Below are 13045 nucleotides of genomic sequence, written 5' to 3' on the forward strand. Positions count from 1 at the left end.
CTCATTGTTTTTTACGCTAAGAGGAAACCACCATGGCTACTCCTGAGGCGCTGGAGGCGTTTTGTGCCTTTTTCAGAAAACTAGACAGTTCCTGTACACATAAGCTGTACCAGGTTTATACTGATGATATTATTTTTAGTGACCCGTTACACTTTATTGAAGGACGCGCAGGCGTAGAGCACTATTTTTCCGCCATGTATGCCAATGTCGAGCAGTGCCAATTCACTTATCACACTCAGCAGCTGCAGGATCGGCAGGCATTCGTCACATGGACCATGACGTTTAGGCATCCACGCTTGGCAGGCGGTAAACCGATCAATGTGGAAGGCTGTAGTTCATTGCTATTCGCCGACGATGGGCGCGTTAAGAAGCATCGTGACTACTTCGATGCGGGTGCCATGCTCTACGAACATTTACCGCTAATGGGCCGCCTCATTCGCTGGCTAAAAAGGCGTCTTGCCTAACCACCACAAGGGCGGCAAAGCGCACTGGGAGAGATCTAATGAGCACATGGAAAACGCCCCAACGCATATGGTTGACGGGTGCCACCTCCGGCATTGGAGAGGCGCTCGCAGGCAAACTTATCGCCCAAGGCCACCATGTCATGCTGAGTGCGCGTAATGCTGAGGCATTGAACAAGCTATGCCACGGTCACCCTAATGCTCACGCGCTCCCACTCGATATTAGCGACCGCCAGGCGGTGCTCAAGGCGGGCGAGACCATCCATGAATGCCTTGGCGCATTGGATTTGGCGCTATTTAACGCGGGTACCTGTGAATACCTTAACGCACAGCAATTTGACATGGCGTTGGTTGAGCGCGTGTTTACCCCCAACCTGTTTGGCACGCTATACGGTGTTGAAGCCGCCCTTCCTTTACTACGCGCAGCACGCCAAGAAGGGTTGCCAGCACGCTTGGCCGCGACGTCCAGCGCCTCTGCCTATCTACCGCTGCCACGGGCAGAAGCCTACGGAGCCTCAAAAGCCGCGATAAGCTACTTCTTGGAGTCACTGCGACTAGATCTTGATCAGGAAGGGATTGATGTCAGTCTGATTCACCCCGGCTTTGTCAAAACGCCGCTCACCGAGCGTAATGACTTTCCCATGCCGATGCAGGTCACCGCTGATCAAGCGGCCGACGCAATTATCGCCGGGCTAGTAAAAGGTCGGCTGGATATTCACTTTCCTCGCCGCTTTACCTATCTGGTCAAATTGCTGGGAATTCTGCCTCCCGCCCTGCGCCGTCAAATTGGCCTGCGCATGACGCGCGCTCAAAAGGAGTCGTCATGAGCACTACGCCTGCCAGCACGATGGCCTCACAACGTATTGCCATTATTGGCAGCGGGATCAGTGGCATGGCCGCAGGCTGGTATCTATCGGCCCACCACGAGGTAACGCTGTTCGAAGCAGATGCGCGCCTGGGAGGCCATACCGCCACCATGGATGTGGAGGTAGAGGGTCGGTCATACGCCATTGATACCGGCTTTATTGTGTTTAACGACTGGACATATCCGCACTTCCAGCGCTTGCTTGAAACCCTGGGCGTAGCGTACCAGCCGACTGAAATGAGCTTCTCTGTGCATGAAACAGCACGCGATTTCGAATATAACGGACATACATTGGGATCGCTGTTTGCACAACGAAGTAACCTGCTAAAGCCCTCTTTTTATCGACTGCTGAGCGACATACTGCGCTTTAACAAGCAGGCCACTCAAGCGCTAGAGAGCGGCCAGTTGCCGAAAGATATGACGTTGGGCGCCTACCTTGATCAACACCATTACAACCAGGCCTTTCAGCAACGCTATTTGCTGCCCATGGGGGCCGCTATTTGGTCCGCCAGCATCAGCGATTTACGCGCTTTTCCACTGGCGTTTTTTGTGCGTTTTTTTAGCAATCATGGCCTACTATCGGTCAACCATCGCCCCCAGTGGCACACCTTGGTGGGCGGTTCAAAAAGCTATATCCCACGCTTAACGGCACCCTATGCCTCGCGCATTCACCTCAATACACCGGTCATGCGGATTACCCGCGAGAGCACTGGGGTGACGATTACCACCGCTTCCGGCAGCCAGCGCTTTGACCAGGTGGTACTGGCCTGCCATGCCGATCAGGCGCTGGCCATGCTGGGCGACCCCAGCAGTGCCGAGAAAGAGATCCTTGGCAGCATGCCGTACCAGGAAAATGACGTCGTACTGCATACCGATACGTCGTTACTGCCACGCCGCAAGCGTGCCTGGGCGAGTTGGAACTATCGCCTCGATCAGCGTGGCGACGATGCGCGCGTGTCGGTTACCTACGCCATGAATATCCTGCAGCAACTTGAGAGCGACACGACTTTTTGCGTCACTCTCAACGACACTGACAGCATTGACCCGCGCTGCATTCTTGGTCGCTATCGCTATGCCCACCCGCAGTTCACCCTGGCAGGTCAGGCGGCACAGGCACGTCATGCCGATATTTCGTTATTGGATCGGCGTACGCATTTTTGCGGCGCTTACTGGCGTAACGGCTTCCATGAAGACGGTGTATGGAGCGCTCTGCGGGTCGCCCGTGCATTAGGCTGTGACGAAGCGGTGCCTCCCCCCAGCGAGCCCTCTATGCTGCCTGCCCATGAGTTAGCACCGCAAGGCGTCGAGGACGTGGGATAATGGCAATACCACGCTCGCGTATTTATCGTGGCACGCTACGCCACCGGCGTTTTACGCCCAAACACCACGTGTTCAGCTATCGGGTGTGGATGGCATGGCTGGACCTGGATGAACTGCCCGAGCTATTCGACAAAGTACCCGGCTTTAGTGCCCGTCGGCCTGCATTAGCACGCTTTCGCCGTGAAGATTATCTGGGCCCGGTAGACCGACCACTGAAAACCGCCGTACGTGAAGAGCTCATCCGCCAGTTGGGCAGCGCGCCCAACGGACGTATTTTCGTGTTGACCCAATTGCGCCTGCTGGGCGGCCTGTTCAACCCCATTTCCGTTTATTACGCCTATGATCACCTAGGGCGACTAGCGGCAGTACTTAGCGAAGTCACCAACACGCCCTGGCGTGAGCGCATTCGCTACGCCAGCGCGGTGGATCCTGCCCGGCACAGCCATCAGGCCCATTTCGAAAAAGCGCTTCATGTATCGCCCTTTAACCCTATGGACATGAGCTACCGCTGGAAATTTAACGCGCCCGGCGAGAGGCTGTTGCTGCATATGGAAAACTGGCGCGATCAGCAGCGTCACTTTGATGCCACGCTCACCCTCGACGCCTCACCCGCGACCCGCGGTGTACTGATCAACACCTTGGCACGCCAACCATGGATGAGCCTGATCACCATTGCCGGTATTCATTTTGAAGCGCTACGCCTGTGGCTTAAGCGCGTTCCCGTTTATAACCATCCCAAGGGCAAGGAGACTTCAAAATGACGACCCTGCGTTCCACGCCCCCATCGGTCCCGGTGGCACAAGACCGCTTAACCAGGTGGCTTAAGCCACGTCTATTGGCTCAGTTGGATACCTTTACAGGCGGGCGCATTACGCTGATCGAAGGCAATCAATGCCACCATTTAGGCCAACCGGGCCCCTTACAGGTGACGGTGGTTATCCGCCACTCACGCGCCTGGAAACGACTGGCCTTCGGCGGCACCGTGGGTGCGGCCGAGTCGTATATGGACGAAGACTGGGATGCCGACGATCTGGTTGCCCTGGTACGCCTGTTCGCCGCTAATCTGGAGCAGGTGAACAGTAAGATGGAAAATGGTAGCGCGCGGCTCACCCGGTGGTTGTTGAGTGCCGCCTACCGCTTTCAGCGCAACAGCCTCACTGGGTCCAAACGCAATATTTCAGCCCACTATGATATCGGCAATGAGCTTTTTTCAGTTTTCCTGGATCGTCATCATTGGATGTATTCCAGCGCGGTGTTTCCTTACCCGGAAGCCAGCCTGGAGGAAGCGTCTACCTACAAGCTTGATCTTATGCTTGAAAAGCTCGACGTACAGCCAGAGCATCATTTATTGGAAATTGGGACCGGCTGGGGTGGGCTGGCCATACATGCTGCAAAAACGCGAGGTTGCCGTGTCACTACCACGACTATCTCCAACGAACAGCACGCCCATACCGCAAAACGCATCAAAGAAGAGGGACTAGAGGATAGGATTACCCTGCTCAACCAGGATTATCGAGAATTAACCGGGCGTTACGATCGATTGATTTCAGTCGAAATGATCGAGGCGGTAGGCCATCAATATCTCGATACCTATCTTAACAAGCTCGATAGTCTCTTGACCGACGATGGGCAGGCAATGCTGCAAGCCATCACGATTCGTGATCAGCGTTTTGAAGATGCCAAGCGCGATATGGATTTTATCAAGCGCTACATCTTCCCCGGCGGCTTTCTGCCTTCGCATCACGCCATGCTAAGCAGCGTGATGCGCAAGACATCCTTGAATGTGGTTGCGCTTGATGAAATCGGCCAGCACTACGCTCGCACGCTGCGCGAATGGCGGCACCGTTTTGAAGCAAGCTTGGAACAGGTCCGCCAAATGGGCTATGACGAGCGCTTTATTCGCATGTGGCGCTACTATTTATGCTATTGCGAGGGTGGGTTTATTGAGCGCTCGATCGGCACCTGCCATCTACTGTTGGCGAAGCCTGGAGCCAAGCCCCTTCCCCTGACAGGCGCGCTATAGTGATCGCCCGCCACTGGCAGCGATTGCTTTTTAACGCGCTGCGTTTTGAGGCTGGCTGGCTGTTATGTGTCTTGGGTGGCTCGGTCGTGGCTGCTGTGGCGGGCGCGGGTCTGCTGGGGTGGCACTGGTCACGCCATGCGCGGCCCGGCGAGACTCGCTTTATCCTCGTGTTTACCCTGCTGGGATTGCTCATTGATGGCAGCTTGCATCGGCTAGGCGGGTTTGATTTCAACGACCAGCCATTGGTAATGGGGCTTTTACCGCTTTGGCTATGGATGCTATGGCCGCTGTTTGCCACGCTGGTTTATCACTCACTCGCCTGGCTGTGGCGCTATCCATTACTTGCGGCGCTGTGCGGCGCTATTGGCGGCCCGCTCTCTTATTATGGCGGCGCACTCCTGGGTGAGGTGAGCCTGGCATCTTGGCTACTTCCGGTCCACGCCCTGGTCTGGGCAGCGTTATGTTTAGGTATCAGCCGCTACAAAATCTAAGCCATTACAAAACTTAAGAAGCACTGGGAACGACGGGTGCTGATGATGCCAGATGTTTTTCCAAGTCAGCAGCCGATAGCGGCCGAGCAAAATAAAAGCCCTGCACTGCCGTGCAGCCAGCGTTTACCAGAAACCGGCACTGCTCTTTGGTTTCTACCCCTTCTGCCACCACCCCCATGCCAAGACCTTTTGCCATTGCCAGCACCGCCTGAACAATAGAGGCGTCCGCTTGATCGTGTGGCAACTCTTTAATAAACGCACGATCAAGTTTAATTTTATCAACCGGCAAACGCTTCAAATAGCCAAGCGACGAATAGCCTGTCCCAAAATCATCAATGGCAATGGCAAAACCTTGGTCCCGCAATGCTTGCAGGCGTGGCCCCATATCGCCGGCACGCTCGTCCAGAAGCACCGATTCGGTCAGCTCCAGTCCAATTTGCGAAGGGTTGAGCTGATAGCGCTTGAGGCAAGTTGCCAACTGGGTTTCCAAGTCCCCCTGAAACAGCTGTAGCGCTGAAATATTGACCCAAATAGTGAGTTTAGGCATGGAGCTATTACGCCAGTGGGCCTGCTGGGCGCAAGCCTTTTCAATCACCCAGGCGCCTAGTTGGCTCATTAACCCATGCCGTTCAGCCAGTGGTATGAAGTCTCCAGGGGAGACCATGCCGTCACGCGGATGCCGCCAACGCAATAGCGCTTCCATTCCTACCAGCTCGCCATTACTGGGGTCGTGCTGGGTTTGATAATGTAGCTCTAACTGATCGCCGGAAATAAGCGCGGCCCGCAAATCACTCACCAGCGCTAGTTGAGGGTTATCCTGCTTATCGAGGGCCGGGCGAAACCGTTGGCTAAGGTTACGTCCTAATCGTTTAGCACTATAAAGCGCTGACTCTAAGCGTTGAAAGAGCACGCCTGAGTCAGTGCCATCTTCAGGCGCTCGACAGCTGCCGATGGTCAGTCCCAAGCGTAACGATTGATCGTTGATTTCAAACGGCCGACACATGTGCTCGCGCAGGGCTTCCACCCATACATCGTGATCATCGAAGGTAGTGGTTCGTATGACCATAAACTCGTCGCCGCCCAGGCGTCCGACGATCCCCCCCGCCACATAGCTGGTTAGCCGCTGAGCAAACCTCGCTAGCAGACGGTCGCCCTGCTCAACACCCAGGCTATCATTGACCGATTTCAGCCCATCAATATCGACCAGCGCCATATCCAGGCTCTCGCCTGCACGTATGTGGCGTAGCCGGGTGGCAAGTAAATCATGAAGACGACGACGGTTGGGCAGTCCTGTCAGGGGATCTTCGTAGCCGATACGACGCAAATCACGCTCACGCGCTTTTTGTGCCGAAATATCGGTAAACAAATGAACAAAATGGGTGAGCTTACCGCGCTTGTCTTTGATCGCGCGTACTTTTAGCCACTCGGGATATTCATCGCCATGCTTGCGACGGTTCCACAGCTCGCCTTCCCAACGGCCAGTACTTTCCAACATACTCCAAAAGGCTTGATAGAAGGCTTTATCGTGGCGGGGTGCCGACAACGTTTCCAGCTTCAGCCCTTCTATTTCCTGGCTTGAGTAACCGGTAATTTCGGTAAACGCCGGATTAACCACCTTCACACGATTCTGTGCATCGGTGATCACCATGGCATCGCTGGTGAGCCCTAGCGCATGTTGTGTCAACTGTAAGCGTAGCTTCTGTTGGCGGATCTGATTCGAGCAGTCCCATAGCCCCAGTGCGACCAGCATGGCAGCCACTAAGCGTAGCGTTACGTCAGGTATCCAAATGCAGGCAGGAAGTGCCGTCAGCGCAATCCAAACAAACGGTCGATTGAGGGAAACAGTAGGCAACATGGCGGTTCGTTAGGTCCTATGGAAAATTAACGTCGATATAACATCCGTGTGAGAAACCATGCTGATCATGCCACTTAATGAAAAAGTTGGACATGCTCTATAACTGCGTACGGTGCTTTTATTATGCATAATTGTCAGTTGGTGAACCAAATCACTCATGATATTGCTATCGGCCAACGCACTAAATTCTTTAGATAATGGCGATAAATGGTCAGTTGCGTGCATTCAGCGGTTTCGGGAAGTAGACTAGCTCAACAACCAATTTGATATTCGGAACGATTCAGTGACCAAGCAACACTCCTTTGATCGCGAAGAACTGCTGGCCTGCTCACGCGGCGAGCTTTTCGGCCCAGGTAATGCTCAGCTCCCGGCTCCTAACATGCTGATGCTTGATCGCATCAAGCATATTCACGAGGAAGGCGGTGAACATGGCAAGGGCGAATTGATCGCCGAGCTGGATATCAGCTCTAATTTATGGTTTTTTGACTGCCACTTTCCTGGTGATCCGGTCATGCCTGGCTGCTTAGGATTAGACGCTATGTGGCAGCTGGTAGGGTTCTATCTGGGCTGGCTGGGCCATCCAGGCCGTGGCCGTGCGCTTGGCTGTGGTGAGGTCAAGTTCAGCGGACAGATTCTGCCTGATGCTCAAAAAGTAACCTATAGTATTAATATTAAGCGTATTATTACCCGCCGCCTTATATTGGGCATCGCCGACGGTACGGTATCCGTCGACGGACGGGACATTTATCAGGCTAATGATTTGCGCGTTGGCCTATTTACCTCCACTGCGAATTTCTAAACAGGAGGCTCCCATGCGACGAGTGGTAGTCACCGGCCTTGGCATCGTATCCTGCCTTGGCAACGACCAACGACAGGTCCTGGACGCGCTCAAAACGGGGCGTAGCGGTATTCGTTTTAAGGAAGAGTACGCCGAGCTTGGCTTTCGTAGCCATGTGGCGGGTAGCGTCGATATTGATCTTGACGCACTCATCGATCGTAAGCTTCGCCGGTTTATGGGCGATGCAGCGGCCTATGCCTATATTTCCATGGCTCAGGCTATTGAAGATGCTGGGCTTAGCGAAGCGCAGGTGTCCAACGAACGTACTGGCCTGATTGCCGGTTCAGGCGGTGCGTCTAGCGCCAATCAGGTTGAAGCCGCCGACGTACTGCGTGATAAAGGTCTGCGTCGCGTAGGCCCTTATCGCGTGACACGCACGATGGGCAGCACCGTCTCTGCGTGCCTTGCCACACCGTTCAAAATCAAAGGCGTCAATTACTCGATCTCCTCTGCCTGTGCAACGTCGGCGCACTGCATCGGTAGCGCGATGGAGCAAATCCAGCTCAATAAGCAGGATATTGTGTTTGCTGGCGGCGGTGAAGAAGAACACTGGACGCTGTCTTGCCTGTTTGATGCCATGGGGGCGTTGTCTACCCATTATAACGATACCCCTGAGCAGGCCTCGCGCCCTTATGACAAAACCCGTGACGGCTTCGTCATTGCTGGCGGTGGCGGCATGCTGGTATTGGAAGAGTTTGAGCATGCGAAAGCGCGTGGCGCTAAAATCTACGGCGAGCTGGTAGGTTACGGAGCCACCTCCGATGGCCATGATATGGTCGCCCCATCGGGTGAAGGCGCTATGCGCTGTATGCATCAAGCGATGGCAACCGTCGATGGCGCCATTGACTATATCAATACCCACGGCACGTCCACACCAGTGGGCGATGTGGCTGAGCTAAAAGCGATCCGTGAAGTGTTTGGCAATACGACGCCAGCGATGAGTTCTACCAAATCGCTCACCGGCCACTCTTTGGGGGCTACCGGCGTGCAGGAAGCAATCTATTCGCTGTTGATGATGAAACACAACTTCGTCGCCGCGTCAGCGAACGTCACGGATTTGGATGACCAAGCCGATGGCTTCGATATTGTCACCCAACGCCGTGATGACGTAACGATAGAGCGTGCGTTATCGAATAGTTTCGGCTTTGGCGGCACTAACGCCTGCTTAGTCTTCCAGCGCTACAATGATTAACGCGTAAGCGATCAGTGACAAAAACGGCGCCCAAGGGCGCCGTTTTGGTTAGTCAATAGAGCTTGAACGCTACTTGAACGCTACTTGAACGCTACTTGAACGTTATGCGCGCGAGGTAGGCCGCGGCACGTCGGAAATCTCCTGTAGCTGCGCTTCGATCCACGCCTCCACATCAGCAAGCACCTCATCTGGCATTCGATCCGCTGTTTCAATCGGTGGACCAATGCGCACACGCAGCACGCCAGGCCGCTTAACCCAATAGCGCCCTGGCCAACGCTCACCGGCATTGTGCGCCACTGGCAAAACCGGCACCCCCGCGCGACACGCCACCACACTGCCGCTTTTGTTATAGCGCTTACGCTGCCCCGGATCTACTCGCGTTCCCTCCGGAAAAATAAGCACCGACAAACCGGTACCGAGCCTTTCTACGCCCTGAGTGAGCACTTGCTTCATCGCTCGGGCTGGCTTGGAGCGATCAAGGCTAATCGGGCGTAGCAGACGTAAGCCCCAGCCAAAAATCGGTAGGCGCAGCAATTCGCGCTTAAGCACCGTACATACCGGCGGCTTCATCACCTGCAGAAACACGGTTTCCCATTCACATTGATGATTCGCCTGAATGACACAGGGGCCGCTCGGCAGGTTTTCACGCCCTTGAATGTCATAGCGCACACCGCATGCGATACGGAACCACACCATCAAAAAGTAGTTATACAAATTGAGCAAGCGATAGCGGCCCGCCAGCGGAAGAAACGGCGCAATAGGTAAGAATAGGATGCCGATCATTAGCATGGCAAAAAAGTAGCCAGCATAAAAAACCAAGCTGCGTACCACGTTTATCAAGCCGATGCTCCTGTATCGCTGACACGCTCAGCCTCACGACTTAAACACCACGTATCCAACATGCGTCCTACCTCTAACCGCCAGGGTTTTTGATGAACACCAAAGACATCCAGAACACGGCGGCAGTTTAATACTCGACGTAGCTTGGCATCATGGTGATGCTTGAGGGGCTGTACCTCACTCAGCGTTATCTGCTCACCACGGCCTTCAAGATGCGTCTGAAGCTGGGTTCGCACCATCGAGGTAAAGGTAAAGGCGCTGACGGGTTCAGTGCCTGCGAGGTGATAAGCCCCCCAGGCGTTAGCACCACTGGCCTGCTGCTGCAGCATGCCAATTAGCGCCATCGCCACCGCATCGGCTGACGTAGGGCAACAAATGACATCTTCCGCGGCGCGCACTACCTGGCCGAGCACTAAATTATCGATAATTTCATTCAACCAAGCATGACTGCCTTCCAATGCGAACAGGGGCCCCAAACGAACGATTAAATGATGTTTGAACTCGGCGCGAATACGATCACCGGTTTGAACCAAACGCCGCAAGCTTTCATCGCGCGGCGCAGGCACCACGTGTTCATCAATCGGCACGTCCAACCCATCTTCGTAGAGTTGATCAGACACGCACCACACTAATGCCACGCCAAGTGATTGACAGGCGGTTAAGCAGGCATCTACCGCATCTGCATGGGCCGTTACGTCCGCTGGCGCCATGATCAACGGCTGCGCTAGCGGCGGGATAACCACAGCATCCGGCGCGATTGCTTCAAGGCGCGCCGACGTAATGGTCGAGCCTTGCTCGATCACCAATTCTGTATCGGCGCGACGGCTCGCTTCCCTGACCAGGGCCAGGCTCAAGCAGTGCCCGGCATCCAATATCAGCAGCTTCAAAACCATCTCTCCTTATCACGTCCCGGCCGGCACTGCATGGCAAACGGCATGATCAGAACGGAATCTCGTCGTCAAAGTCGTCAAAGTTACCCGGATCAGGGGCACCATAGCTATTGTTATTGTTATTGTTCTGCTGATTTGGTGGCGCCTGCTGAGGGGCTGGCTGCGCTGGGCGCGGCTGTTGTGAGCCCTGCTGGGGATAACCGCCGCCTTGGTTTTGCTGAGCAGCGCTATTTTGTGCTGGCGCCTGCTGGGGATAATTATTTTGCGGCGCACCGCCGCCCTGGAAATCGCCGCTACGTCCGTCAAGCATTTGCATATCGTTGGCGACGATTTCTGTCGAATAACGATCCTGACCGTTTTGATCCTGCCATTTGCGGGTTTGCAGACGACCCTCAATGTAGACTTTGGCGCCTTTCTTTAGGTACTGCTGGGCGATTTCAGCGGTTTTATTGAACATTACTACACGGTGCCATTCGGTGCGCTCTTGGCGCTGGCCGCTTTGGCGATCCATCCAGGTATCGGTAGTAGCTAAGTTTAAATTAGCCACCGCAGTGCCGCTTGGGGTAAAACGCACCTCTGGGTCCTGACCGAGGTTACCAATCAAAATGACCTTGTTAATGCCGCGAGCCATAAGGCGCTCCTTTACTGGGTATCATGTAGAATTAGTGGCAAGCTGAGCCATAGGGCAGCTCGGTTAAGTGAATATATAACGACGTTAGTTAATAGCTGGCTACGCTAGGATTTGGGCGGTGTCATCAGCTTAGTTAACGCTGCCTGGTCGAGTTGTTGACGGTTGACCTTCAAATAGACTAAACGCTCTTCCGGCACCGCCATGACATCTTCCACGCCGACCACCTCGGCTAAGCGCTCCATGAGTAGGTCAAGTGCATCTACCTGGGCGTCGTCCAACGCAACGACTTCACTGGAAAGTGGCGGCGGCGAAGGCATTTTCCACATAACGATCAACCAGCCAAGCGCCAGCACAGCGCAACCAACAAAGACCGCGTTGAGCCCCCCATAATGGGCCAGCAAACCGCCTAATGTTCCGCCCAAGAAAGCGCCTAAAAACTGGCTAGTCGAGTATACTCCCATCGCGGTGCCCTTAGCGCCAGCGGGGGCAAGCTTACTGAGCATGGAAGGTAGCGTGGCTTCCAGTAAATTAAAGCCGGTAAAGAACAACAATAGCCATACAAACAGCCAATAGCCTGATGATAGCGGCAGGCCCAACCCCGTTAAGCTCACGACAATAGCGCCAATGGCCAGAAGGCACATTAACCGCATGCGCTGTTGCTTCTCTGCCAGGATAATCAATGGCACCATAGCGACAAACGATAGCGCCATAATGCCAAGATATGCCAGCCCATGATACTCAATAGCGATTCCCGTGTTGAGCAGGCGAAAAGGGACCGCCACAAATATCGCCATTAACACGAGATGCAGCGCAAAAATCGACAGATCCAGTCGCCATAAATCAGCGCGGGTGATCACGCTTTTAAACTGCTGTCGATCCATGCCCACATCACGGTGTTGCCGACGCCGAGGCGCTGCCGGCACCCAACGCCACAGCACCAGCAGCCCTACCAGCGTCAGCACCGCGGTAAACCAAAACACTCCCGACAGCCCCGCCCAGGCGGCAAGCCAGGGGCCGAGCACCATGGCAATTGCAAACGACACGCCAATAGAGAGCCCTATAGTCGCCATGGCGGCGGTGCGAATTTCCTCGCGGGTTTGATCTGCCAGCAGCGCCATTATAGCTGCCGCCACGGCGCCGCCGCCCTGCAATGCGCGACCAGCGATCACTCCAAGGATCGTGTCAGAGAGCGCCGCCACCACACTGCCAAGGGCAAAAATGATCAGCCCCATGGCGATTACCCGTTTACGGCCGATGCGATCAGACAGCAAGCCAAACGGGATTTGCAGCGTTGCCTGGGACAAGCCATAAATGCCTAACGCCACGCCTATCAGTAACGGTGTGGCACCTTCCAGTTTGTCGGCATACAGCGCCAACACCGGCAGCACCATAAATAGACCCAGCATACGAGATGCATAAAGCCCAGCCAAACCGCTGATAGCACGACGTTCAGAGGCCAGCAATAGTGCGGAAACCTTGCGCATAATGCCCTTGTGTATAACAAAAAATAAATATTGGAGTGGATAAGCGTCTGGTCACCAAGCCTAACGGCTTGAGATAAACGTCCATTCTAGCGGTTTGAACCCACGCTGGAAACGTCCCTAGTTGACGCAGGTTATTAACACTGTTTTGCCGGGAG

13 protein-coding genes are annotated in these 13045 nt (G+C 54.7%); 8 read left to right on the forward strand and 5 right to left on the reverse strand.

Annotated elements, in window-relative coordinates; translation table 11 throughout:
• Positions 1 to 32 precede the first annotated feature (32 nt).
• Genes ACFFLD_RS19670 through ACFFLD_RS19695 form a run of 6 tightly spaced genes read left to right on the forward strand, consistent with a single transcriptional unit; the run spans position 33 to position 5160 of the window.
• Positions 33 to 464, forward strand: a complete 432-nt coding sequence (locus tag ACFFLD_RS19670; RefSeq protein WP_386043272.1) for a nuclear transport factor 2 family protein — start codon at positions 33 to 35, stop codon at positions 462 to 464.
• 38 nt (positions 465 to 502) lie between these two features.
• The gene (locus ACFFLD_RS19675; RefSeq protein WP_386043274.1) at positions 503 to 1288 is read left to right on the forward strand and encodes an SDR family NAD(P)-dependent oxidoreductase; all 786 of its coding nucleotides are present in this window, start codon (positions 503 to 505) and stop codon (positions 1286 to 1288) included.
• Positions 1285 to 2646, forward strand: coding sequence for an NAD(P)/FAD-dependent oxidoreductase (locus ACFFLD_RS19680; protein WP_386043276.1), 1362 nt, complete (start codon positions 1285 to 1287; stop codon positions 2644 to 2646). The genes ACFFLD_RS19675 and ACFFLD_RS19680 overlap by 4 nt, the downstream gene beginning before the upstream one ends.
• The gene (locus ACFFLD_RS19685) at positions 2643 to 3407 is read left to right on the forward strand and encodes a DUF1365 domain-containing protein (RefSeq protein ID WP_386043415.1); all 765 of its coding nucleotides are present in this window, start codon (positions 2643 to 2645) and stop codon (positions 3405 to 3407) included. The genes ACFFLD_RS19680 and ACFFLD_RS19685 overlap by 4 nt, the downstream gene beginning before the upstream one ends.
• Positions 3404 to 4669 carry a class I SAM-dependent methyltransferase gene (locus tag ACFFLD_RS19690; RefSeq protein WP_386043278.1) on the forward strand — a complete coding sequence of 422 codons (1266 nt, stop codon included), beginning with the start codon at positions 3404 to 3406 and terminating at the stop codon, positions 4667 to 4669. Before ACFFLD_RS19685 ends, ACFFLD_RS19690 begins: the two co-directional genes overlap by 4 nt.
• On the forward strand, positions 4669 to 5160 hold the full coding sequence (locus ACFFLD_RS19695) for a DUF2878 domain-containing protein (RefSeq protein ID WP_386043280.1): 492 nt from the start codon (positions 4669 to 4671) through the stop codon (positions 5158 to 5160). Before ACFFLD_RS19690 ends, ACFFLD_RS19695 begins: the two co-directional genes overlap by 1 nt.
• Positions 5161 to 5173: 13 nt before the next feature.
• Here ACFFLD_RS19695 and ACFFLD_RS19700 read toward each other — a convergent pair whose 3' ends face one another.
• The gene (locus ACFFLD_RS19700; RefSeq protein WP_386043282.1) at positions 5174 to 7015 is read right to left on the reverse strand and encodes a putative bifunctional diguanylate cyclase/phosphodiesterase; all 1842 of its coding nucleotides are present in this window, start codon (positions 7013 to 7015) and stop codon (positions 5174 to 5176) included.
• Positions 7016 to 7298: 283 nt separating this feature from the next.
• Between ACFFLD_RS19700 and fabA the strand changes: the two genes are divergently transcribed.
• On the forward strand, positions 7299 to 7814 hold the full coding sequence (gene fabA, locus ACFFLD_RS19705; protein ID WP_008959204.1) for a 3-hydroxyacyl-[acyl-carrier-protein] dehydratase FabA: 516 nt from the start codon (positions 7299 to 7301) through the stop codon (positions 7812 to 7814).
• 13 nt (positions 7815 to 7827) lie between these two features.
• On the forward strand, positions 7828 to 9045 hold the full coding sequence (gene fabB, locus ACFFLD_RS19710; RefSeq protein ID WP_386043284.1) for a beta-ketoacyl-ACP synthase I: 1218 nt from the start codon (positions 7828 to 7830) through the stop codon (positions 9043 to 9045).
• A 102-nt stretch (positions 9046 to 9147) separates the two neighbouring features.
• On the opposite strand, the gene ACFFLD_RS19715 is transcribed toward fabB, so the two are convergent.
• From ACFFLD_RS19715 to ACFFLD_RS19730, 4 genes are all read right to left on the reverse strand, one after another.
• Positions 9148 to 9885 (reverse strand): lysophospholipid acyltransferase family protein, encoded by a 738-nt coding sequence (locus ACFFLD_RS19715; RefSeq protein ID WP_386043286.1) that lies wholly within the window; start codon positions 9883 to 9885, stop codon positions 9148 to 9150.
• The gene (locus tag ACFFLD_RS19720) at positions 9882 to 10772 is read right to left on the reverse strand and encodes a sugar nucleotide-binding protein (RefSeq protein WP_386043288.1); all 891 of its coding nucleotides are present in this window, start codon (positions 10770 to 10772) and stop codon (positions 9882 to 9884) included. Before ACFFLD_RS19720 ends, ACFFLD_RS19715 begins: the two co-directional genes overlap by 4 nt.
• Before the next feature lie 52 nt (positions 10773 to 10824).
• The gene (locus tag ACFFLD_RS19725; protein ID WP_386043290.1) at positions 10825 to 11406 is read right to left on the reverse strand and encodes a single-stranded DNA-binding protein; all 582 of its coding nucleotides are present in this window, start codon (positions 11404 to 11406) and stop codon (positions 10825 to 10827) included.
• A gap of 104 nt (positions 11407 to 11510) precedes the next feature.
• A complete protein-coding gene (locus tag ACFFLD_RS19730) occupies positions 11511 to 12890 on the reverse strand; it encodes an MFS transporter (RefSeq protein ID WP_386043292.1) in 1380 nt (459 codons plus the stop codon).
• Positions 12891 to 13045 lie beyond the last annotated feature (155 nt).

The organism is Vreelandella sulfidaeris (assembly GCF_042429665.1).
GTDB lineage: Bacteria > Pseudomonadota > Gammaproteobacteria > Pseudomonadales > Halomonadaceae > Vreelandella.